Genomic DNA, 21,657 nt, shown 5'->3' with positions numbered 1-21,657 from the left:
GGCGTCCGAGGTGCGGTGCGAATCAGACTGGGGCCTCCCGGCGGACGAACGGTCAGGAATCCGTCTGCGTTCGGTCGCCAGATGGCACTGGGCCAGGGCGCTGGTTTCTTCGACATTGCACAAGGGCGACAATGGGCATCTGCGATCAATTGGAGCGTCGGTGGTGGCTGTGAACGCAGCCCCGGATCCCCTGCATGTCCGGTTCGGCGAGTTCGAACTGGACCAAGGGAACGCTCGGCTGCTGCGCGCAGGCAGCCCGGTCGCGCTTGCCCCGACGCCGTTCGAGCTCCTGTGCGCGCTCGCCCGACAGCCCGGCGCGATGCTGACCAAGCATGCGTTGCTCGACGTTGTCTGGGGACACCGTTTCGTCAGTGACTCCGTATTAAAGGGCGCGATCAGCGACATCCGCAACGCGCTCGAGGACGATCCGCGCCAACCCCGATTCATCGAAACCGTCCCGCGTCGCGGATATCGGTTCGTGGGACGGCCGGTCGTGATGCAGCCCGCCGCGCCTGGCGAACTTGCCGTCGCGGGCGAGCATCGGACTGGCCACGATGTCGACGGTGCGAAAGGCAGCGGGTTCGTGGGGCGCGATGCCGAGTTGTCCGCATTGGAGCGTGCCTGGGAGCGAGCCAACACGGGCCGGCGCACGCTGGCGTGGGTCGCCGGTGAGCCCGGGATCGGCAAGACCACGCTGGTCGAACATTTCATCGCGGGCTTCGATGAAGTCTCCTGCGCGCGTGGCAGTTGCGTGCAGAGTTTCGGCGCCGGCGAGCCTTACCACGCCGTGCTGGAAGCGCTGTCCGAACTCGGTCGTCGCGACGACGCCGTTGTCCCGATGCTGCGCGACATTGCGCCGACCTGGCTCCTGCAACTCCCTTGGCTCACCACGGCGGAGGTGCGCGAAGCGTTGCAGCGCGAACTCGTTGGCGTCCATCCCGAGCGCATGTTGCGGGAACTGGGGGAGTTCCTCGACCGCTATACGGAGCATCGCCCGCTGCTGCTGGTCACCGAAGACCTGCACTGGGCGGACCGCGCGACAACGCAGCTCATCGACTACGTTGCGCGCCGCCGTGGCTCGGCGCGCTTCATGTGGCTCGCGACGTTCCGCCTCACCGAAGTGATCGCGATGGACCACCCACTCGGCGCGTTGCGCCACGAACTGCGATTGGCCGGACTGTGCGAGGAAATCGTGCTCGATTCCTTCAGTGAGCGTGAAACCGCGGCATTTCTCGCCGCGCGCGCGCCCGCATTGGCAGAAGACGGAGCGTTCGTCCGTGCGCTCCATGACCGGACGGAAGGCGTGCCGCTGTTCGTCGCCTCCATAGCGGACGATGTCGCGGCGCGCGTTCGCAAGGGTGGTGTTCCTGTCGGCGAACTCTCGGAAATCCCGTTGCCGCAAGGCCTGTCTGCATTGATCGACCACTACCTCGGGCGGCTGGACGCGGGAAGGCGCGCGCTGCTCGGCGCGGCCTCGGTGTGCGGCACGCGGTTTCGCGTCGAGACTCTGGCCACGGTCCTGGAGCGCGATGTGCTGGACGTGTCCGACACCTGCGATGCGCTGGTGCGCGAGCAAGGTTGGCTCGTCGCGACGCCGGAATCGCAACAGGGGCTGGAGACAAGCGACGACTACGCGTTCCGGCACGCGCTGTATCGGCAAGCCGTCCTGGACCGAACGACGCTACCTGTCCGCGTTGAATTGCACAGGCGGATCGCCCTTGCGCTGGAGCGCGAACGCGACGCGGGTGCGGACGTCACGGCCTCAGCACTTGCAGCGCATTTCGACCAGGGACGCCAGCCGATGTCAGCGCTGGGCCATTACGCGGAAGCGGCGCAGGCAGCCCTGCAACACCTGCGTCCCGGCGAGTGCCTGGCGCTCAGCGAACGCGCGCTCGTGTTGATCGATCAAGTGGAAGCGGGGCCGGCGCGTGCCGCACATGAGCTGACGCTGGGGACGCTGCGAGGCATCGCGGCCTTCCAGGCCCTTGGTGCGGGCCAGGTTTCGCGAGATGCATTCGCTCGCGCTGCAGCACGCCTTGGCGAAACCCCCGACCACCCGATGCGCGGCCTGTTGCTGCATGGATTCGGCTTCCTGCTCAACCTGCGTGCGGAGTACGACGAAGCCTTGTTGACGGCCGCTCGGGCCGAAGCCCTCGGTGAAGCCACCGACGACGCGTTGTTGATCGTCGCTGCGGGAACGGTGCAGGGCCAGGCGCACATGGCCCAGGGACGACACGAGGCGGCTCGCCGCGCGCTCGAACGCATCCTGCCGGCAGTGGCCTCGCTGGAAGAGGCCTCGGAGACGCGGCTCCTGGGTTTCATCGCCGACCCCCAGGTGACGGCGCGTGCAATGCTCAGTGTCCCCTTGGTGCACCTGGGCCTCGTGCAACAAGCCCGCGCCCACCTGGACGCGGCGCATGCGCGCGCCCGGAGTCTCGGGCAGCCGATGGCGGTGATGGTGGCAATCTGGTTGGACGCACTGGTCGAGGTGCGTCTCGGCAATGCCGAGCGCGTGGCGTCTCTCGCGGCGGAAATGCTGGCACTGGTGGAGGAGTACGCCTTGGCCCAAGGGCGCCTGGCCGGTCGGTTCTTCCAAGGCTGGGCCGAATCGCGCCTCGGTCAGCCGCGCGAAGGTTATCGCCGCATCCGTGAGGCTTGCGACGAGAACGTCGCGCTCGGAATGTTGTCGGGGACCACGGAAACGCTGACCTATGCCGCGGAAGCGCTCATAGCGGCCGGGGATTACGAAGCGGCGCAAGCGAACCTTGATGAAGCGCTTGTCCTGGTCGAACGGCACGACGAGCGCATCTGCATGCCGCAGTTGCATCTGATCGATGCCGCGATTGCCCGCCACCGGAGCAACCAGGGCCGTGCCGATGCCGCAGTCCGCAGCGCGGTCAAGGAGGCCCGGGTGCAGGCCTCCCCATGGCTTGAATTGTTGGCATTGACCACCTTGGTCGAGCAGGGCATCCCGGTCGCGGAAGACATCGACGCGCTCGCCGCGCTGGTCGCACGTTTGGTCGAGGCGCAGGACACGCCCTTGGTCGCCAGGGCCCGGGCCCTCCTCGCGGGACGCCTGCCTCACTCCTGACCGAATCGCGACCTATCGGCGACCTCGTGCTCATGGCGCGCAAATAGGATGACCGTCAGTCAATCCGCGGTCATCCAACCATCATGAGTTCCGATTCGAAATTCCCCAACCGTCGCGCCTACGTCGTCAAGGTACGCAACGATGCCACGCCCGATGCGATGTGTGGCCGCGTCGAGAATCTGCTCACCTGCGAGCAATATGACTTCACATCGTCGCTCGAACTCGTCGAATTGATCAGGGCAGATCTGGCGACCGATTCCACGCCCGACGGACGCTGACAACGCCCGATCTCGGCGCCTCCGACCGGTCGTGACGGACTACCCTCGATTCCACCCAGCGCCACTGCATTGCGACCGATCGCCGACCATTCGCTGACCACTCCACGAGCCGCGGCCCCTAACTTGTGTCCCACGCGCTGCACTGATCGATCAGGCAGGCGTCGAACGACCCAAACCCCTCTCGTGGAGATCCAAACAATGTCGATGAAATCCTGCCCGGCGCAATCCGCACCGGCCACCACTGCGGGCACGTGGGGCCTGCGTTACTCCGGCCTGGTCATGGGCCAGGGCGGCAAGAACTACGTCAAGGAATTTACGGGCATGTGGCGCCTCAAACCGGACGCCGACCTGGCCGCACTGACTGCGGTGCTCGCGCCCGGCGGTTGGGTCAATCCTCCCGGTGCCACGTTCTCGGAGCAGATGACCAAGCTGGGACTGATCCGTACAGCGCGTTGGTTTGTCACGCGCACGCAGGATTTCGACGGCTACACGCTGGTCTTCATTTCGCAGTTCGACGGCACGCTGGAGAAGTATTTCGACGACTTCGTGCTCAACGGTACGGAGAACCTGCTGGCCGTGTGGGGGCAATGCGTCGGCTGCCCGAGCGGCGCGGGCGTGACCGCGCGCGATGTCGTGGAATACATCGCCCGTGGCCAGATCAAGACGCTGGCCTGCTACGACGTTGCGCCGCAAACCAGCATCGCCCAGATCTACAAGGCGGCCGACTGGTACGAAAAGACGCAGAAGTTCCAGCGCGCCATCGCGAAGGGCGAGGCCGTCGAGGATGCGGTTAACGCTTTCCTTGCTGCGCTTGCCGAGCCCTCGCCGGCCTTGGCGAGCGACGCGAACATCGACACCAACGTCGCCAATGAATGGCAGTACGAGGATGTCGCCGAACGCGTCGAGATGACAGGCAACGCCAAGGCAGCCGCCGCGTAAGGCGGCTGCGAGGAACCCACCATGTCCAGTTCCACCGCGACGCGGAGCCTCACCTCCGCCGACTTGCACCAGAACCTGCACGACATCCAGGACAACATCGTCGCGCCCATCTTCATGCGATACGGCCGCCACGTCTTCTTCAGGTTTGCTGATGGCGAAAAGGGTCGCGCGTGGCTGCGGCGGCTGTCGGGGCGCGTGAATGCGCGGCAGCAGGAGCACGGCAGGCGGTACACCATCAATATCGGCTTCACGTTCCAGGGTCTGAAGACCCTGGGACTTTCGCAGCGCTCCCTCGCAAGCTTTCCCGAGGCGTTCCGTGTCGGCATGCGCGGACGCGCCAGCGTCATCGGCGATGTCGGACGCAACGCCCCGGAACATTGGGAAGGCGGAATGGGCGGTCCCGACATCCATGCGATGGGCTGGATCCGCACCGATTCGGATGCAGGCCGAGAAGAAGCGATGCAGGTCATCCGCGCCGAAATGGACGACGTCGGCGGCATCGAGATCCGATTCGTGCAGGACACCATGGCGCTGGCCCACGAGAGCGGCATCGGCTCGGAAGGCGAACACTTCGGATTCGCGGACCCGATCTCGCAGCCGCCCATCGAAGGCATGGACACCCCGTCCTACCCGGGCGACGGCGTGCTCGAAGACGACGGCACTTGGCGTGCATTGAAGCCTGGCGAGTTCCTGCTCGGTTACGAGGATGAGGCGGGCATGCAAGGCACGACCGTGCCCGAGCCGTTCGAACTACGCGTCAACGGGACGTTCCTCGTATTCCGCAAGCTGCAGCAGGACGTCGCCGGCTTTCGCCGCTACCTGGCGACGGCCGCGAAGTCCCTCTACGGATCCGAAGCAACCAACGATCAGGAGCGCGTCGCGGCCAAGATGATGGGCCGCTGGCCGAGTGGTTGCCCGCTGGATCTCTCGCCCGACCAGGATGACCCCGCAATCGCGGCGGATCCGCATCGTCGCAACAACTTCAGCTACGAAGGCGACGATCAGGGCCTGCGTTGTCCGCTCGGTTCGCACTTGCGTCGCTCCAATCCGCGCGCGACGCCGCTGAAGCGCGCGACAGCCGTCCGTCGGCATCGTTTGCTCCGCCGCGGCGTCGAGTACGGGCCGCATCTTGCGGACGGCGTCCTTGAAGACGACGGCATCGATCGCGGCCTCGCTGCGCTCTTCATCCAGGCCGACATCGAAAGGCAGTTCGAGTTCGTGCAGTACGAGTGGATGAAGGGCGGCGAGTTCATCGGCCTGGATCCCAACGAACAGGATCCGATCAACGCCGAAAACGGCGACGGCTCCCAGATGTCGGTGCCGGGCGCCAAGCGTCCCTTCCTCTTCGACCTGCCGAGCTTCGTCAACGTCAAGGGCGGCGAGTACCTGTTCGTGCCCGGTCTGCGAGCGCTGCAAGGCCTCATCGAACAGAGGTTCTGAGCCATGTCCCCCATGCAAGCCACGAACAATGCCATGCATCACCTCGATGGAAAGGTGGTCCTGGTCACCGGCGGCGCGCGCGGCATCGGCGCGGCGATCGCGCAGGCCGTGGTCGCCGAAGGCGCGAACGTCGTCATCGGCGACGTGCTCGACCGCGATGGCGAAGAGCTCGTGTCGGCGATCGGCCGCGCTGCGACGTACGTGCACCTCGATGTGACCCGCCTGGACGATTGGGCTGCCGCCGTAGCAACGGCGGTGGAAACCTGGGGCGCGCTGGACGTGCTCGTAAACAACGCGGGGATAGCGCGCTACGGGGCGATCGACCAGTGCAGCTTCGTGGACTGGGAAAACGTCCTCGCCGTCAACCTCACCGGTGCGTTCAACGGCATTCGCGCGGCGGTGCCCGCGCTCAAGGCTGCCGGCGGTGGCTCGATCGTCAACATCTCGTCCATGGCGGGCATGCGCGGCGAAGCCAACATGCCCGGCTACGTGGCGAGCAAGTGGGGCGTCCGTGGCCTCACGAAGGCGGCAGCGCTGGATCTCGCGCCTTACGGGATCCGCGTCAACTCGATCCACCCCGGCATCGTGCACACGCCGCTCAACGAAGACGGCCCCCAGGTCGAATTGCGCCACGTCGCGATGGGCCGCATCGGCCAGCCGATGGAAATCGCCAGGCTCGCCGTCTTCCTCGCGAGCGAAGCGTCCTCGTTCTCGACGGGCGCCGAGTTCATCGCCGACGGCGGCGAACTGGCGGGAATGATTCGTCAACCAGGCGCGCCCGAAGGGCGACTCGCCGCAAGGAACTGAAGCCCATGTCCGACCATTTCAGTGGGCCCATGGTGATGGGCGATCCCGCAGTGGATATCACCGACTTCTACGCGTTCCCCAGTCCGGAACGTGCTGGCAACCTCGTGCTGGTCATGGATGTGTTTCCCATGGCGACGGCGCAGGCCTGCTTCAGCGACATCATCGCGCATCGATTCCGGCTGCGGCCGCTCGAGCCGTCCGATGGCCGCCTCGTGGCCGGCGCCGTCGAGTACGCGATCGACGTGACGTTCAGCGACCTGCAGCAAGGAGGCTCCGCGCAATCCGCCCGACTGGCCACGTCGTGCGGGCGACGCGTGGATTTCGCGGTCGGTACGGCGACCGAGCAGGACGGCATCCGCGTCTTCGCAGGCCTCGCAAGCGATCCGTTCTTCATGGACGTCGAAGCTGCGCTGCGCACGGACATGTCCGGAAAACTCTCGTTCGACACCGCCACGAACACGGTCGAACTGCGCGACGTCCTCGTGATCGCGATCGAGCTGCCTTACGCGCCCATCCGCGATCTGTTCGGCGGCGCCTCGCTCGTTTCCGCCGTCGCCGAGACCGCGGTCACGCGAAGCGGCAAGCCGATGCGCATCGAACGCGTCGGGCGCCCGGAAATCAAGAACGTCGTGATGGCGAACCCGACGCGCGATCCGCGCACCTTCGGCATCGAGCTGCGCGACATCTACAACCGCGAAGACACGTTCGCGCTCTCGCCGGTGTACCGACCGTTGTACGAGTCGCGCATGGACGCGAACCTGGCGTTCTTCGATCGCCTCGATGACGCATGCGCGTGGCCGCTCGATGCGAACGGACGACATCCGCTGCGCGACGTCCTCATGGACGACTTCCTCGTCCTCGACCTTGCGAAGCCCTTCGCACCGGGTGGCTTCCTCGAGATCGAACGCGCCTTCGCCGAACAAAGGCCCCACGCCACGGCAGGCGGGCGCTGGCTCGACGACGACATCCTCGACGAGCTGCTCACCTGGATGGTGAACGCGCGACGTGGACCGCGCTTCGGCGATGGCGTCGACGCACCGACCAAACCCGCAAGCCTCCGCTTTCCCTACGTGCGCGACCCCAACCACCGCAGCGACCTTCCGCTGCCCGCCTTCCTCAGGACCTGAACATGCACACCTTGAAAAACAAGACCGCGGTCGTCACCGGCGCCGCTTCCGGCATCGGCAAGGCGATCGCAACGGCGTTCGTCGCCGCCGGTGCGAATGTCGTGCTCTGCGACGTCAATCGCCAGGCCCTGGACGCGGCGGTGGCCGAGCTCGGCCCCTCGACGACCGGGCGCGTCGCCGACGTGTCGGACGAAACGCAAGTCGAAGCCGTCATGCGCGGCGCGCGCGAAGCCTTTGGATCGCTGGACATCGTCGTCAACAGCGCCGGATTCGGCGCGATCACGCCGCTCACCGAACTCACCGCCGAGAAGTGGCGCGCTGTGCAGTCTGTCACGCTCGGCGGCGTGTTCTTCTGCGTCAAACACGCTGCGCGCCAGATGCTCGAACAGGGACGCGCTGGCGTCATCATCAACATCTCCTCGGTGAACGGGCAGCAGCCGGCCGAAGGACAGGTGGCGTACTGCGCAGCCAAGGCCGGCGTGGACCAGATCACCCGCTGCGGCGCACTCGAACTCGGTTCCCGCGGCATCCGCGTGGTGGGCATCGCGCCCGGCCTCGTCGAAACACCGCTCACGCGCAAAGAGCTGGAAGACCCCGCCATGCGCAAACTCTTCCTCGACGTCATCCCGATGGGGCGCCCGGTCGAAGCGACGGAAATCGCCGCAGCGGCGGTGTTCCTGGCATCCGATGATGCGAAATCGATCAACGGCCACACGGTCGTGATCGACGGTGGCTCCCTGACGTGCGGCTACCCCGCGCTGTTGACCGGACTGAAGAGATAACGACCATGAAACTCGACCCGGCGCGCTACACGAGCGGGCGGATTGCCCTGGCCAATCTGTCTGCATCGATCGAAGGGCTCGAACGAAGCCGACTCGATGGTGCGCGACCGGCAGCGCTGGTGTCGCTTGCGGACCACCTGTTCCTCCGCGGCGATGTGCTGGGCCGCATCGCCGACCACGATCGCGCCGAAGCGATCGCGGGCGTGGCCGTGTCGCTGTTTCCCGCGGATCCAGCCGCGATGCTCCTTCGCGCGCGCGTCGCCGAGCGCTTCCATCGCTTCAACGAAGCCCACGCATGGCTCGACCAGGTGGTCGGCAGCGATGGGGCGAACCGGCAAGCCCTGAAGGTGCGCGCGTCGCTCCTGCAAGCCACGGGAAAGTACTGGGAGGCGCTGGCCTTGCGCGAGCGTCTTGCGAATGACGCGCGCGGCATCGACACGCTGGGTGCCCTCGCGACGCTGTCCGCCGAAATGGGCCAGTGGGCCATGGCGGAACTCCTGTACGCCGAAGCGCTGGAGGTGGACGAGGGTTTCTCGCCCTTGCCGTGCGCCCAGTTGCTCTTCGAATGGGGCGTAGGTGCGATGCGCCATGGTGCGCTGGAGCGTGCGGAGGAAATCTTCGTCCAGCTCGACGCCATCCTGCCGGGGCACGTGCCGGGTCGCGGACATCGCGCCGAAGTCGCCCTCGCACGCGGCGACCTGGACACTGCTGCGGCACTCATCGCACCACTGCCAGCGGTTTCGGACGATCCCGAATACCTGGCCACCCGTGCCGAGATCCTGGCCGCGCGCGGGCATCACGTCGACGCGGAAAGCGAAGCGCAGCGCGCGGCCGAGGCGTATGCGTCGCTGCTCGCACGTCGCCCCGAGGCGTACGCCGACCACGCCGCTGCTTTCTACATGGGCATCGGAAACCACCCGCGGCTCGCGGTCGAACTCGCCACCAAGAACCGGGCGCTGCGCGATACGCCGCGCTCGCGCGGCTTGCTCGCCAAAGCGCAAGCCAAGGCGAAGGCGCGGAAGACACCGCACGCCTCGGGCTGGTTCCTCGACCTCGTGCGAATCCCCGCATGATGTTCGTCTTCGCCGGGCTTGCCGCGGGCTTCCTCCACGTTTTGTCGGGGCCCGACCACCTCGCGGCGATCGCGCCATATGCCGTGGAAGCGAAGGGCCGCGCCTGGCGCACGGGCGTGCGCTGGGGCTTTGGCCACGCGGCAGGCGTGCTCTGCGTGGGGTTGGTGCTCCTGCTGCTGCGCGACGCGTTTCCGATCCAGGTGGTCTCCGCGCTGGGCGAGCGCACGGTCGGCTTGGTGCTGATCGGCATTGGCGCGTGGGGCCTCCGTTCAGCGCTGGCACGCATCCGACGTGGGCACGATGTCGCATCCCGACACCACGGCCACGAGGCGTTCGCCGTGGGCACCGTGCACGGTGTCGGAGGCAGCGCACACCTGCTCGGCATCGTGCCTGCGCTCGCGCTGCCCTCCAATGTCGCTGCTGGTGCCTATCTGGCGCTGTTCGGCATTGCGTGTGTCGCCGCAATGGGCACCTTCGCCACGCTGATCGGGTGGGGCGCGGGACGTCGACAGCTTGCAAGTCCGCGCGTGCAGGGTGCGCTGCTGGGAGTCCCGTCGGTGGCAGCCGTGGCGATCGGCTTCTACTGGTTGTTCGCTGGAGCTTGAGCCATGCCTGACGCAATGCACGTACGCGAACATGACGTCATCGTGCTGGGCGGCGGTCCCGCCGGCGCACTCGCTGCACTTCGCGCAGCGGAGCTCGGCGCACGCACCGCCTTGGTCACGGCCGCAGAGTTCGGCGGCATGGCCGCCAACGACGGGCCCGTGCCGGTTAGAGCCTTGGCGTTCGCTGCGCGACTGCTCCGCGAGGCGCGGGAAATGCCGCGCTACGGCATTAGCGCGGGCGCGCCAGGACTGCACTACGACAAGTTGCTGGCGCGCGTGCGCGAGATCACGCACCAGGTCAGCGAGCATTCTGCGTTGCGCGAGAGGATCGATGCACTCGGCGTCACGCTCATCGAGCAGGCAGGCGTGGCGCGCTTCATCGACCGGCACACTATCGAAACCACGAGCGGTCTTCGCCTGTCGGCTTCGAAGTTCATCCTGTGCACCGGCGGTGTGGGCCGGCGCCCCGAGATCCCCGGGATCGAGTTCACGCACACGCACAGCCACGCCTGGAAACTCGAGCAGGTGCCATCGTCGATGCTCGTCGTCGGCGGCGGCGATACAGGCGTGCAGGTCGCCGCCGTGTTCCAGGCGTTCGGTTCGCGCGTCCAGTTGTTCGAGCGTGGCCCGCGCATCCTGCGCGGCGCGGACGAGGCCGTGGCGTCGGCTGTCGCGGCGGGCCTTCGGGACTCGGGCGTGGACCTTCGCGAAGGTTTCGGCAACGTAACCGCGTTCGACCAGACGCCGAACGGCGTTCGCATGCGCTATCGCAATTATGGCGGCGACGCAGCGACCGAGGCCGCGGTGATCGTGATGGCCTCCGGCTGGGTGGCCGACACCGGGCGAATGAATCTCGGCGAGGCCGGCGTCGAGCTCGATGCGCGCGGCAACGTCCGCGTCGACAGGTTCCTGCAGACGACCGCGCCGCACATCTTCGCGGCGGGCGACGTGACCGGTCGGCTCATGCTGGTCCCGGGCGCGATCGAGGATGGCTTCGTGGCCGCGACCAACGCGCTGCAGGGCCCGACGCTCCCGCTCCCGCACCGAGTGACGCCGTCCGGCAGCTTCACGCATCCCGAGTACGCCGAAGTAGGGCTCACCGAAGCCGAAGCGCGCGAAACGCACGCCATTGCCACCGCACTTGTGCCGCTGGACGCCGCGGTGCGCCCGATCATCGAAGGCCGCACGTTCGGCTTCTGCAAGCTGGTGGTCGACCGCAGCGACTGTCGCATCCTGGGCTGCCACGTCGTCGGCGAGCGCGCCGTCGAGATCGCGCAACTGGCCGCGATCGCGATGGCCGCCGACATGCGCGTCGACGACCTGGCGCGCATCGCGATTTCCTTTCCCACGTATTCCGAAGTCCTCGTCCACGCGGCGATCCTCGTGGCCATGGAGCTGGGGCTTCCGCTCAGTGGCCAGGGCGAACGAGTTCGACGGGACGCCACCACGAACTGAAGAACCCACCATGCAGCGCACGAACAAGCACAAGCATCGCGTCGCCATCATCGGCGGCGGATTCGGCGGGCTGGCGGCGGCCCGGAAGCTGCGCGGCGCCGATGTCGACGTCACGCTGATCGACCGGGCCAACCATCATCTGTTCCAGCCGCTGCTCTACCAGGTGGCGACCGGGATCCTGTCGGAAGGCGACATCGCGCCCCCGTTGCGCGAACTGCTGCGCGACCAGCGCAACGCGCGTGTGCTGTTCGGCGAAGTCATCGACATCGACCTCGAGGCGCGGCGCCTAAAGGTGACGACGCTCGATCGCACGAGCGAGGTCCGCTACGACAGCCTCATCGTCGCCACCGGCTCGAGTCAGTCGTATTTCGGCCATCCCGAGTTCGCGGACGACGCGCCGGGCTTGAAGACGATCGACGACGCGCTCGAAGTACGCGGTCGCATCCTGGGGGCCTTCGAGATGGCCGAGCGCGAGAACGATGCCGCGGCACGGCGCCGGTTCCTGACGTTCGTCGTCGTCGGCGCGGGCCCCACGGGCGTGGAGCTCGCGGGCCAGCTCGTGGAGCTGTCCCGCCGCGCGCTGCGCAACAATTTCCGGCGGATCGATCCAGCCGAGGCGCGCGTCGTCCTGCTGGATGCGGGCCCCGCCGTGCTGTCCGCATTCCCGGAAGCGCTGCGGCAACGCGCGATGCTGGACCTCGAGGACATCGGCGTCGAGGTCCACGTTGACACCGCCGTGACGCACGTCGACCGCAACGGACTGGAGACCGATTCGAAGCTGCCGTCCCTTCGGCGGATCGAAGCTGCGACGAAGGTCTGGGCCGCCGGCGTCCAGGCTTCACCGCTTGGACGGATGCTGGCGAACGCGGGCCGATTCGAAATCGATCGCGCCGGTCGTGTGCATGTGGACGCCGACTGCAGCCTGCCGGGCCATCCCGAGGTGTTCGTCGTCGGGGACCTGATGCATCTCGACAAACTGCCGGGCGTGTCGCAGGTCGCGATGCAGTCCGGTCGCCATGCCGCGGACACCATCCGTCGCAGGTTGGAGGGCGATTCGCGCCACCGGCCGTTCCGCTATCGGGATTACGGATCGATGGCGACGATTTCGCGATTCCGCGCGGTGGCCGAGATCGGTCGATCGCGCCTTGCCGGATTTCCCGGATGGATGTTGTGGCTGGTCGTGCACCTGGCGGCGCTCGCCGACTTCAAGCACCGGCTGTCCGTCTTCTCCAACTGGACCATCGGGTTGCTGGGCGGTGGTCGCGCGGAGCGCGTGATCACGCTGCAGCAGGTGTTCGGGCGCCACGCGATGTCCGAACGAAGCGGGCCGCCGAACTCAGCGGGGCAGGGCGCGCCACTGAAAAGCGACCGAGTGCCGACCGTTCGCTGACCACGCGTCGGCGCGTGACTCCTACGCTGGATCCCGAAACAGTTTGAGCCGATCTAGCCATGAACGCCCTCGCCACCGACTCCGATCCGCAAGCCATGTCGCCGGCTGCCAAGTCCGTTTTGCTGATGGGTTCGGCCGGCTTCCTGTTTGCCAACCTTGCCGCACAGGTCCTGGGTGTCCAGCTCGGTACGACTTCAGGGACAGCGCTCCCGGCAGGTGGGATGCATACGTGGGCAACAGCCGTCTACACCCTGGCGAGCTTCGTCGGCGTGGCGACTGCGCAGCCCATCGAGCAGCGCGTCGGCACGCGCATGTATTTCGCCTGGGCCGCGCTCGTGCTCGCCGCGTTCGGTTGCCTGCAGGCGCTCATTCCGTCCCAGCCGCTTCTGCTTGCCATGCGCGGGTTCGAAGGCTTCGCCACGGGCAGCTTCGGTCCGAGGGCATTCCTCGCAGCGTTCCTGTTCTGCCGCAATGGACGGATGTCGACGGCGCTGGCGCTTGCCGTGTTCTTCACGCTCGTCGCGGGCGTCATCGCCTTCGTGATGGTGGGCGCCTCCGGGTCCGAGCTTGGCCAGCGCGGTCTTTTCTTCGTCCAGTTCGCGGTGGGGTCGGTGATGGCCATCGCGGGCCTGCGGTGGCTGCCGAGGAACGTGCGCCCGCCTGCGCAGTCGCTTGCCTACGCAAATGCTGCAGCGATCACGCGTCAGTTCGCTCCGCGTCGCCGTCGGCGCACCCAGCGGCATGTCACGAATTTGCACCTGCGTGCGCCTGCGGCCTGAACCGCGGTGCGCGACGCCCAATTTCCCCCCACATGGATCACACCGACACCCGCATGTCCAGGACTCTCTTGCATCTCGATTCCAGCATCCTCGGCGACGCCTCCGCGAGCCGCGTGCTGTCTTCCCACGTCGTGGACCATCTTCGCCAGAAGGTGCCCGCGCTTCGCGTCACCTACCGCGACTTGGCGGCCGAACCGATTCCCCATCTGTCCGGCCCGTACCTGGCGGCGACGCGCGGCGATCCGAAAGCACCGTTCGACGGCCCCATGCGTCGCGATCTCGCGCTGGGCGAGACCATCATGGATGAGTTCCTTTCCGCCGACATCGTGGTCATCGGCGTGGCGTTCTACAACTTTTCGATCGCCAGCCAGCTCAAGGCGTGGATCGATCGCATCGCCATCGCAGGAAAAACATTTCGGTACACCGAAGGCCGGCCGCAAGGCCTGGCCGGGGACAAACGCATCTTCCTTGCGGTCGCGCGGGGCGGTTTCTACGGAGAAGGATCGCCCGCACAGGCGATGGAGCATGCAGAAACCTATCTGCGCAGTGCCTTCTCTTTCATCGGCATCCAGCAGGTGGACGTCGTTGCGGCGGAAGGCCTCAACGTGAGCCCCGCGCAACGACAGGCCGCGATGGCGCAGGCGCAGGAACGCATCACGCAGGCCGTCGCGACCTTGCAGTCCTAGCACCGACGCAAACGTGGGCGAATGTCCACCGATCGCCGACCGTTTGCTGACCCTTCGCCTCCACCGCCTGACTACGCTGACCCCATCGACAACAGCGAGTCAGCGCAATGTCCCCGAACGCTTCAACACCGCTTTCCCGTTCCCCGTCGCCGCGGCCACTTCCCCCCCGACGCTTCCCCTGGCGTTTGGCCGCGGCGACTCTTTTTTGCAGCACCGCGCTCGGATTGGCGGGCTGCGCAACGCCGATGTTGCAGTCCACCGTCGACGTGCCCGGCAGCTACAGCGCAGCCGGTGTCGATCAAGCGGAGAAGGCACCCGAGGTCGCCTGGTGGAAGGCGTACGGCGATCCGGTCCTGGCCGATCTCATCGAGCGCGCTGCCATCCAGAACCGCGACGTGCGAATCGCTGCCGAACGCGTCCGCGCCGCGCGTGCAGGTGAACGCATCAGCCGTTCTGCGCTGCTGCCCAGCGTGGGTCTGAGTGCAGGCGCGACGCGAAGCACCAATGGCTACGAAGGTGCGGCGCAGGGCGCCGTGCCGGAAATGAAGAGCAGCTCGGCCGGGCTCGACGTCTCCTGGGAGATCGACCTCAGCGGTCGATTGCGCGACGGCGCGAAAGCGGCCGCTGCGGACGTCACGGCGGCGCAGGGCGACGCCCGCGGTGTGCGGCTGCTCGTGCTGACCGAGGTGGCTTCGCACTACTTCTCCCTTACCGGCGCGCTTCGCCAACTCGAAACGTTGCAGGCCATCTCCAAGGCCCAGGACGAAACCCTGCGCCTGGTCACGGCGCGCCAAAGCGTCGGCCTCGCATCGCAGTTCGATGTCGAACGCGCGCGCGCCGACGCAGAGCGCGCCCATGCCGACATTCCGCCGCTGCAGACGCTCGTTGCTGTTTCCAGGCACCGCATCGCCGCGCTCATGGGCGACACGCCCGAGATGGGCGAGAAGCTCGTTCCCTGGAACGGCACGGTGACGGCCCCCGAGATCAGCCCGGGGCAGCCCGCGACACTGCTGGAGCGTCGCCCCGACCTCCTCGCGTCGCGCGCGCAACTCGAATCCGCGAACTGGCATCGCCGCCAAGCGGCGACGGAGTGGTTCCCGCGCCTGTTCACGAGCGCGCTCTTCGGCAGCCAGGACGTTCAGGTCAACGGTGCGAGCCTTGGTGCCGCGCGTTTCGGCAACGTCGCGGGTCTGCTGACCATGCCGTTGCTCAATTGGGGTCGCACCAAGGCGATCAACGACGCCGCGGGGGCCGACCAAAACGCGGCGGTGCTGCGCTACGAAGACGCCATCGTGCGCGCGCTGGAGGATGTCGAGAACGCCCTCGTCGCGTCGAAGGATGGACGCCAGCGCGCCGCTTCCATGACCAGCGCCGCCGACGCAGCAGACGCCGCGCTGCGCCACGCGCGGTCGTTGTACGACCGCGGACAGATCGACCTGCTCCCGCTCCTGGATGCGCAGCGCGCGCAACTGCAGGCGCGGCTCGGTGCGAATGACAGCCAGACCGAATTGCTGCTCGACAGCGTGCGCGTCTTCAAGGCGCTCGGCGGTGGGTGGGAAGCGTTCGAACCTGGCGCGCCGCGCAGCGCCGCAAGCACGGGCACGCCCGCCATCGAGGCGCGCTCATGAAGTTCGCCATCGCTGCTGCATGCATCGCGCTGTCCGTGCTGTCGGCCTGCGCGTCCGATGACGCCGGGACGTACCACGGCGAGAGCCAGCTAGACGAACTGATCGACACCGTCCTGTTCTTCGAAGCGCTCGTCATGCCCGCCCCAACCAGCCAAACCCAAACTGCCAACGAGGTTCGTTCGTGAAAACCGCCATCGTCGCTGCCCCCGTGGCCTTCGCCTTCCTCTCGCTGCTGTCGGGTTGTTCCTCCGACAAGCCGGCCGAAGTGCATCGCCCCATCCGCTGGGCCCGGGTCCACTACGACCAGACCCGCGACACCAACCGCTACTTCGCCGTCGTGCAGGCACGCCATGAGGTCGACCAGGCCTTCCAGGTCGGCGGCAAGGTCGTCGCGCGCCGCGTCGAGCTCGGCCAGTCCGTGCGCAAAGGCGACGTGCTCGCCGTCATCGACGCCGACGATTACCGTCTCTCGGCCGATGGCGCGCAGCGCCAGCTCGAAGCGGCCGATGCGCGCTTCCGCCAGGCCGAGTCCGACTGGAAGCGCATGCAGGCGCTGAAGGGCGACGGCTCGGTGAGCGCCTCGGACGAAGAACACGCGAAGAACGCGTTCGATACCGCCTCGGCCGCCGCCAAGGCGCAGTCCCGTACGTTCGAGCTCGCGCAGAACCAGGTGGGCTACACCGTGCTGCGCGCGTCGCAGGATGGCGTGGTGACGAACGTGCGCGTCGAAATGGGGCAGGTGGTCGCCGCCGGCCAGCCGGTGGTCGCCATCGCCGACGATGCCGAACCGGAGTTCGTCGTCGACGTGCCGGAAGAACGCCTCGAACAGTTCAAGCAGTCGCGCTTCCAGGCATTCCTCGCCAGCGCATCCGGCGAAACGTTCGCCGTCGAACTCCGCGAGATCGCCGCGCAGGCCGCAGCACAGACGCGCACGTATCGCGCGCGCCTGAAGCCGACGCAGGCGCGACGCCTGCCGCTGGGCGCCAGTGCGACGCTGGTGGCCGAACGCGTCGGCGCCGAAGCGCCCGCGGCGTCGGTCCCGGCCACCGCGCTGACGCAGCGCAACGGCAAGCCTGCCGTCTGGGCCGCGCTTCCGATGGGCGGCAAGGCGACGGCGCGCGTCGAACTCATGCCGGTGGCCGTGCGCGGGTATCGCAATGACGCCGTGCTGGTCGCCGGTCCCAGGGAAGGCACGATCGTGGTGACCGCGGGCGTCCACAAGATGGCGCCCGGCCTGGTCGTTGCGGTACCGGACGAGCAGGTCGCTTCGCCCGCGCGCGCGCAGGCAGGTGCGCCATGAAGTCGTTCAACCTCACGCAGTGGGCCCTGGAACACCGTTCGCTCGTCCTCTTCCTGATCCTCATCATCAGCGTCGCGGGTGTCCTTGGATTCCCGCGCCTGGGACAGCTCGAAGATCCGAACTTCTCCGTGCCCTCGATGACGGCGATGGTGGCCTGGCCCGGTGCGACCTCGCAGCAGGTGCAGGACGAAGTCCTGAATCGCATGGAGAAGAAGTTCGAACAGCTCGATCACTTCGAGAAGGTCGTGACGTTCGCCCGCCAGGGCTACGGCGGCATGACCCTCACGGTGAAGGGCGGTACGTCGAAGGAAGACCAGCGCGAAGCCTGGTACCAGGCACGCAAGAAGCTGGAGGACATCCGAAGCGAGTTGCCGGCAGGCGTCGTCGGCCCGGTGATCAACGACGAGTACGGCGACGTCTACAGCCTGATGTACGCCGTCAAGGGCGATGGCTACGACCTCGCGGGCGTGTCCGACACGGCGGAGATCGTCAAGCGCCGTTTGCTGCACGTGCCCATGGTCAAGAAGATCGACATCATCGGCAAGCAACCCGAACGCGTGTACATCGAGTTCTCCAACGAGCGCCTCGCGGCACTCGGGGTAACGCCGCAGCAGATCGCCGAAAGCCTGCAGAGCCAGAACGGCATGGTCCCCGCCGGATCGGTCGATACCACCGGCGACCGCGTGTACGTGCGCACGAGCGGCCAGTTCACCAGCCTCGACGACATTCGCAACGTGCCCATTTCCGCGGGCGGCCGCCTGATCCGCCTCGGTGACTTCACCACGGTGAAGCGCGGTTACCAGGATCCGCCGACCTACACGGTGCGCCACAACGGACAGCCCGTGCTGATGATCGGCGTGGTCATGACCAATGACGGCAACGTCGTCCAGATGGGCAAGGCCGTCGAACTCGCCGTCAACGGAATCCAGAAAGAGTTGACTTACGGTGTCGAGCTCGAGCGCGTGGCCGACCAGCCGACGACGGTGAGCGAAGCGGTCTGGGACTTCGAGCGATCGCTGATCGAGGCGCTAGTCATCGTCATCGTCGTGAGCCTGCTGAGCCTTGGTTGGCGGACGGGCATCGTCGTCGCGTTGTCGGTGCCGCTGGTGCTCAGCGTGGTCGCGATTGCGATGATGGCCCTGGGTTGGAACCTCGAACGAATCTCGCTGGGTTCGCTGATCATCGCGCTCGGCCTGTTGGTCGACGACTCGATCATCGCGCTCGAAATGATGATCTCGAAGATGGAAACCGGCTGGGACCGCACCAAGGCGGCCGCCTTCTCCTATTCGGCGACAGCCATGCCGCGCCTGAGCGGCGCTTTGATCACCGTGGCGGCGTTCATGCCGGTGGGCTTCTCGAAGTCGACGACGGGTGAATATGCGGGCGGCATCTTCTGGATCGTCGGCATTGCCGTCGTGGTCTCCTGGATCGTCTCCGGCATCTTCACGCCGTACCTCGCCGTCAAGATGTTGCCGAAGGAACTGGGCAAGCACCACGAAGGTGCGGACCCTTACCAGACCAAGGGCTATCGTCGCCTGCGTGGCTGGATCGACGCCGCGATCGCGAAGCGTTGGTGGGTGATCGGCGTCACGGCTGCGGCCATGGTGGTGGCCCTGGGCTGCATGAAGCTGGTGCCGCAGCAGTTCTTCCCGAACAGCACACGCCCGGAGTTGATCGTCGATGTGCGATCCAAGGAAGGTTCCTCCTTTGCGGCCACGACCGAACAGGTCAAGCGTCTGGAATCGGTGCTCTCACACGACAAGGACGTGCGCTTCTACACCGCGTACACGGGTGCGGGCGCGCCGCGCTTCTACCTGTCGCTGAATCCGGAACTCCCGAATCCCGGCTACGCGCAGTTCGTCGTGATGACGCGCGACCTCGAAGCGCGTGAACGCGTGCGGACGCGGCTGATGGCCCTGGCCGAGGAGAAGTTCCCCGAGGCATGGGTCCGCGTGACCCGACTCGAACTCGGCCCGCCCGTCGGATTCCCGGTGCAGTTCCGCATCGTCGGCCCCGACACCCAGGTCGTGCGCCGCATCGCGCGCCAGGTGGAGAGCGTCGTGCGCGCCAATCCGAACGTCCGCGACGTGCAGCTCGACTGGAACGACCCCGTGCGCACGATGCGCCTCGAGCTGGACCAGGACAAGGTGCGCGCGCTGGGCCTGTCGCCGTCGGATGTCTCGATGCTTACGCAGACCCTGACCAACGGCGCCACGCTTTCGCAACTACGCGAGGGCGAGGAGTTGATCGACATCGACGCGCGTGCGGTCCCGAGCGAGCGGCTCAACATCGAAGCCCTCAAGAGCGTGAACCTGTATGCACGCGATGGGTCGACGGTGCCGCTGGCGCAGGTGGCCCGCATCGTCGACGGCCTCGAAGAGCCAGTGTTGTGGCGGCGCAATCGTGACATGGCCATTACCGTCAAGGCCGACGTCAAGGACGGCCAGCAGGGCGTCTCCGTGACGCAGGCGATCCGTCCCAACCTGAAGGACATCGAAGCGAAGCTGCCGTCGGGCTACCGCATCGACGTCGGTGGTGCGGTCGAGGAGAGCGACAAGGCGAATGCCGCGTTGATGGCCGTCGCCCCCGTGATGCTGGTCGTGATCCTGCTGATCCTCATGCTGCAGCTCCAGAGCTTCTCGCTGATGACGATGGTGTTCCTCACGGCGCCGCTCGGCCTGATCGGCGTGGTCGCAGCATTGCTGGTGTGCCAGGCGCCGCTGGGCTTCGTCGCGATCCTCGGCGTCATTGCGCTGTCCGGCATGATCATGCGCAACGCGGTGATCCTCGTGGACCAGATTCGCGCGGAGATCGCCGCCGGACGCGACCGCTGGAGTGCCGTGGTCGAGGCCGCCGTGCAACGTGCACGACCTGTCGTGCTTACCGCGGCCGCCACTGTGCTCGCCATGGTTCCGCTGACGCGCAGTGTGTTCTGGGGCCCGATGGCGATCGCGATCATGGGCGGCCTCACCGTCGCCACCGTGCTGACGATCTTCTTCGTACCGGCCCTGTATGCCGCGTGGTTTGGACTGCGGCGCGAAGCCGAGTCGACCGACGGTGTTGCCGGTGCGCTCGCAATGGAGGCCTCATGAACCGCCGTACGAAAAAACGCCTGCGCAACATGGTGCCGGGGTTGTTGATGGTGTCCTCGCTGTGCGCCGCCGGAGTCTCGACTCCGGCGGACGCGGCAAACCCAGGCGGTGCGCTCACGCTCGCTGTCGAAAACGATGTGTTGACCGGATCCGACAACGCTTACACCAACGGGCTTGGCGCCACGTGGGTCTCGGGTGACCTGGATGCCTACGACGACAAGGCGTTCGTCCGCCAATGGGGACGGTTCTGGGATTTCCTCCCGTTCGTCGGTGACGCGGGTTACAAGACCTATGCGTCCTGGACGATTGCCCAGGAGATGCATACCCCCACCGACATCACGCTCTCCGACCCACCGCTGAGCGACCAGCCTTACGCGGGCGTTCTTTACGTCGACAACGTGCTCTACGCGCGTTCCGAGCGCTGGACCAACGCGTGGGAACTCCAACTCGGCGTCACCGGCGATGCGTCCGGCGCTGCGAGCACCCAGCGCAAGTTCCACAAGGCCATCGGTGCCGACGAGCCCATGGGTTGGCATACGCAGTTGCCGGAGGAGCCGATCATCAATGTCGGCTTCACCACGGCGCACTTGTGGAAGCAGGGCCGTGTCGGTGAATCCGCGCAATGGCGCCTGGTCCCGGTCGCCAACGTCGGTCTTGGCACCTATTTCACCGGTGTCGGGGCCGGCATGTACGGCGAGGTGGGCTGGAATCTCGTCAACGCGCTGGGAGGAACGTCCCTGCGCGAAGGCCTGAGTGCCGCATCCACCGTCGGTGTTGCGCCGACCGATCGCTGGTCCGTGTCGTTCTTCGGTGGCGTTGGCGGTCACGCAGTCGCTCATTACCTGCCGCTGGACGGCACGGTCTTCCACGACAGCCGATCCGTGGATACGCGTCCCTTCGTGGGCAACGTTTCGGTCGGTGCATCCGTGCGTCGCGGCAGGTTCGCCGTGAGTCTTTCGACGAACTATTCCACCAAGGCCTTCGACGGCCAGGACAAAGGTGCGGAGTTCGCGAACCTGAGCGTCTCGTGGATCCGATGATCGAAGAGCAGATGCCATGAATCAAATCCCCCTGAATCAACCGCTCGTGCGTTCGAGTGTCGTTCGGATCTACCGGAACAATGCCGAGGGTCTGGCCGGCGTGGTCGAAGACGTCGAGTCCGGAGAGTCGACGCCTTTCCGCTCG

At 66.8% G+C, this 21,657-nt stretch carries 18 protein-coding genes; all 18 read left to right on the top strand.

The window, feature by feature from the left end:
• The first annotated feature begins 163 nt into the window (after positions 1–163).
• Positions 164–3,091: an AAA family ATPase gene (locus tag LVB87_RS14595; protein ID WP_232898683.1), complete on the top strand. Its 2,928-nt coding sequence runs from the start codon at positions 164–166 to the stop codon at positions 3,089–3,091.
• Positions 3,092–3,174: 83 nt separating this feature from the next.
• Entirely contained in the window at positions 3,175–3,369 is a 195-nt protein-coding gene (locus tag LVB87_RS14590) for a hypothetical protein (RefSeq protein WP_232898682.1), read from the top strand.
• A 204-nt stretch (positions 3,370–3,573) separates the two neighbouring features.
• On the top strand, positions 3,574–4,308 hold the full coding sequence (locus LVB87_RS14585) for a hypothetical protein (RefSeq protein ID WP_232898681.1): 735 nt from the start codon (positions 3,574–3,576) through the stop codon (positions 4,306–4,308).
• A gap of 21 nt (positions 4,309–4,329) precedes the next feature.
• Positions 4,330–5,748, top strand: coding sequence for a hypothetical protein (locus tag LVB87_RS14580; protein ID WP_232898680.1), 1,419 nt, complete (start codon positions 4,330–4,332; stop codon positions 5,746–5,748).
• A 33-nt stretch (positions 5,749–5,781) separates the two neighbouring features.
• Positions 5,782–6,555: a glucose 1-dehydrogenase gene (locus LVB87_RS14575; RefSeq protein ID WP_232898679.1), complete on the top strand. Its 774-nt coding sequence runs from the start codon at positions 5,782–5,784 to the stop codon at positions 6,553–6,555.
• Positions 6,556–6,560: 5 nt separating this feature from the next.
• Complete coding sequence (locus tag LVB87_RS14570) at positions 6,561–7,682, top strand: DUF4331 family protein (RefSeq protein WP_232898678.1); 1,122 nt, start codon at positions 6,561–6,563, stop codon at positions 7,680–7,682.
• A gap of 2 nt (positions 7,683–7,684) precedes the next feature.
• Positions 7,685–8,464, top strand: a complete 780-nt coding sequence (locus LVB87_RS14565; protein ID WP_232898677.1) for an SDR family NAD(P)-dependent oxidoreductase — start codon at positions 7,685–7,687, stop codon at positions 8,462–8,464.
• 5 nt (positions 8,465–8,469) lie between these two features.
• Positions 8,470–9,537, top strand: a complete 1,068-nt coding sequence (locus LVB87_RS14560) for a tetratricopeptide repeat protein (protein ID WP_232898676.1) — start codon at positions 8,470–8,472, stop codon at positions 9,535–9,537.
• The gene (locus LVB87_RS14555) at positions 9,534–10,142 is read left to right on the top strand and encodes a hypothetical protein (protein ID WP_232898675.1); all 609 of its coding nucleotides are present in this window, start codon (positions 9,534–9,536) and stop codon (positions 10,140–10,142) included. The genes LVB87_RS14560 and LVB87_RS14555 overlap by 4 nt, the downstream gene beginning before the upstream one ends.
• Positions 10,143–10,145: 3 nt before the next feature.
• A complete protein-coding gene (locus LVB87_RS14550; protein ID WP_232898674.1) occupies positions 10,146–11,597 on the top strand; it encodes an NAD(P)/FAD-dependent oxidoreductase in 1,452 nt (483 codons plus the stop codon).
• 10 nt (positions 11,598–11,607) lie between these two features.
• Positions 11,608–12,987 carry an NAD(P)/FAD-dependent oxidoreductase gene (locus LVB87_RS14545; RefSeq protein ID WP_232898673.1) on the top strand — a complete coding sequence of 460 codons (1,380 nt, stop codon included), beginning with the start codon at positions 11,608–11,610 and terminating at the stop codon, positions 12,985–12,987.
• Between the two features lie 59 nt (positions 12,988–13,046).
• On the top strand, positions 13,047–13,766 hold the full coding sequence (locus LVB87_RS14540) for an MFS transporter (protein ID WP_232898672.1): 720 nt from the start codon (positions 13,047–13,049) through the stop codon (positions 13,764–13,766).
• A gap of 53 nt (positions 13,767–13,819) precedes the next feature.
• Positions 13,820–14,452, top strand: a complete 633-nt coding sequence (locus LVB87_RS14535; protein WP_232898671.1) for an NAD(P)H-dependent oxidoreductase — start codon at positions 13,820–13,822, stop codon at positions 14,450–14,452.
• Positions 14,453–14,697: 245 nt separating this feature from the next.
• Entirely contained in the window at positions 14,698–16,080 is a 1,383-nt protein-coding gene (locus LVB87_RS14530; protein WP_232898670.1) for a TolC family protein, read from the top strand.
• On the top strand, positions 16,077–16,265 hold the full coding sequence (locus tag LVB87_RS14525) for a hypothetical protein (RefSeq protein ID WP_232898669.1): 189 nt from the start codon (positions 16,077–16,079) through the stop codon (positions 16,263–16,265). Before LVB87_RS14530 ends, LVB87_RS14525 begins: the two co-directional genes overlap by 4 nt.
• On the top strand, positions 16,262–17,380 hold the full coding sequence (locus tag LVB87_RS14520) for an efflux RND transporter periplasmic adaptor subunit (protein WP_232898668.1): 1,119 nt from the start codon (positions 16,262–16,264) through the stop codon (positions 17,378–17,380). The genes LVB87_RS14525 and LVB87_RS14520 overlap by 4 nt, the downstream gene beginning before the upstream one ends.
• The gene (locus LVB87_RS14515) at positions 17,377–20,472 is read left to right on the top strand and encodes an efflux RND transporter permease subunit (protein ID WP_232898667.1); all 3,096 of its coding nucleotides are present in this window, start codon (positions 17,377–17,379) and stop codon (positions 20,470–20,472) included. Before LVB87_RS14520 ends, LVB87_RS14515 begins: the two co-directional genes overlap by 4 nt.
• Positions 20,469–21,512: a lipid A deacylase LpxR family protein gene (locus LVB87_RS14510; protein ID WP_232898666.1), complete on the top strand. Its 1,044-nt coding sequence runs from the start codon at positions 20,469–20,471 to the stop codon at positions 21,510–21,512. The genes LVB87_RS14515 and LVB87_RS14510 overlap by 4 nt, the downstream gene beginning before the upstream one ends.
• Positions 21,513–21,657 lie beyond the last annotated feature (145 nt).

It is taken from the genome of Lysobacter sp. KIS68-7 (assembly GCF_021284745.1).
Classification (GTDB): Bacteria; Pseudomonadota; Gammaproteobacteria; order Xanthomonadales; family Xanthomonadaceae; genus Noviluteimonas.
The sequence above is the reverse complement of the archived record's forward strand: the minus strand, read 5'-3'. Positions and strand labels throughout refer to the sequence as shown.

Bases quoted from the DNA above. Each gene is read 5' to 3' on its own strand.
- LVB87_RS14535 (WP_232898671.1), top strand. From the start codon at position 13,820: ATGTCCAGGACTCTCTTGCATCTCGATTCCAGCATCCTCGGCGACGCC.
- LVB87_RS14575 (WP_232898679.1), top strand. From the start codon at position 5,782: ATGCATCACCTCGATGGAAAGGTGGTCCTGGTCACCGGCGGCGCGCGC.
- LVB87_RS14555 (WP_232898675.1), top strand. From the start codon at position 9,534: ATGATGTTCGTCTTCGCCGGGCTTGCCGCGGGCTTCCTCCACGTTTTG.
- LVB87_RS14590 (WP_232898682.1), top strand. From the start codon at position 3,175: ATGAGTTCCGATTCGAAATTCCCCAACCGTCGCGCCTACGTCGTCAAG.
- LVB87_RS14545 (WP_232898673.1), top strand. From the start codon at position 11,608: ATGCAGCGCACGAACAAGCACAAGCATCGCGTCGCCATCATCGGCGGC.
- LVB87_RS14525 (WP_232898669.1), top strand. From the start codon at position 16,077: ATGAAGTTCGCCATCGCTGCTGCATGCATCGCGCTGTCCGTGCTGTCG.
- LVB87_RS14515 (WP_232898667.1), top strand. From the start codon at position 17,377: ATGAAGTCGTTCAACCTCACGCAGTGGGCCCTGGAACACCGTTCGCTC.
- LVB87_RS14540 (WP_232898672.1), top strand. From the start codon at position 13,047: ATGAACGCCCTCGCCACCGACTCCGATCCGCAAGCCATGTCGCCGGCT.
- LVB87_RS14565 (WP_232898677.1), top strand. From the start codon at position 7,685: ATGCACACCTTGAAAAACAAGACCGCGGTCGTCACCGGCGCCGCTTCC.
- LVB87_RS14585 (WP_232898681.1), top strand. From the start codon at position 3,574: ATGAAATCCTGCCCGGCGCAATCCGCACCGGCCACCACTGCGGGCACG.
- LVB87_RS14580 (WP_232898680.1), top strand. From the start codon at position 4,330: ATGTCCAGTTCCACCGCGACGCGGAGCCTCACCTCCGCCGACTTGCAC.
- LVB87_RS14510 (WP_232898666.1), top strand. From the start codon at position 20,469: ATGAACCGCCGTACGAAAAAACGCCTGCGCAACATGGTGCCGGGGTTG.
- LVB87_RS14550 (WP_232898674.1), top strand. From the start codon at position 10,146: ATGCCTGACGCAATGCACGTACGCGAACATGACGTCATCGTGCTGGGC.
- LVB87_RS14570 (WP_232898678.1), top strand. From the start codon at position 6,561: ATGTCCGACCATTTCAGTGGGCCCATGGTGATGGGCGATCCCGCAGTG.
- LVB87_RS14530 (WP_232898670.1), top strand. From the start codon at position 14,698: ATGTTGCAGTCCACCGTCGACGTGCCCGGCAGCTACAGCGCAGCCGGT.
- LVB87_RS14560 (WP_232898676.1), top strand. From the start codon at position 8,470: ATGAAACTCGACCCGGCGCGCTACACGAGCGGGCGGATTGCCCTGGCC.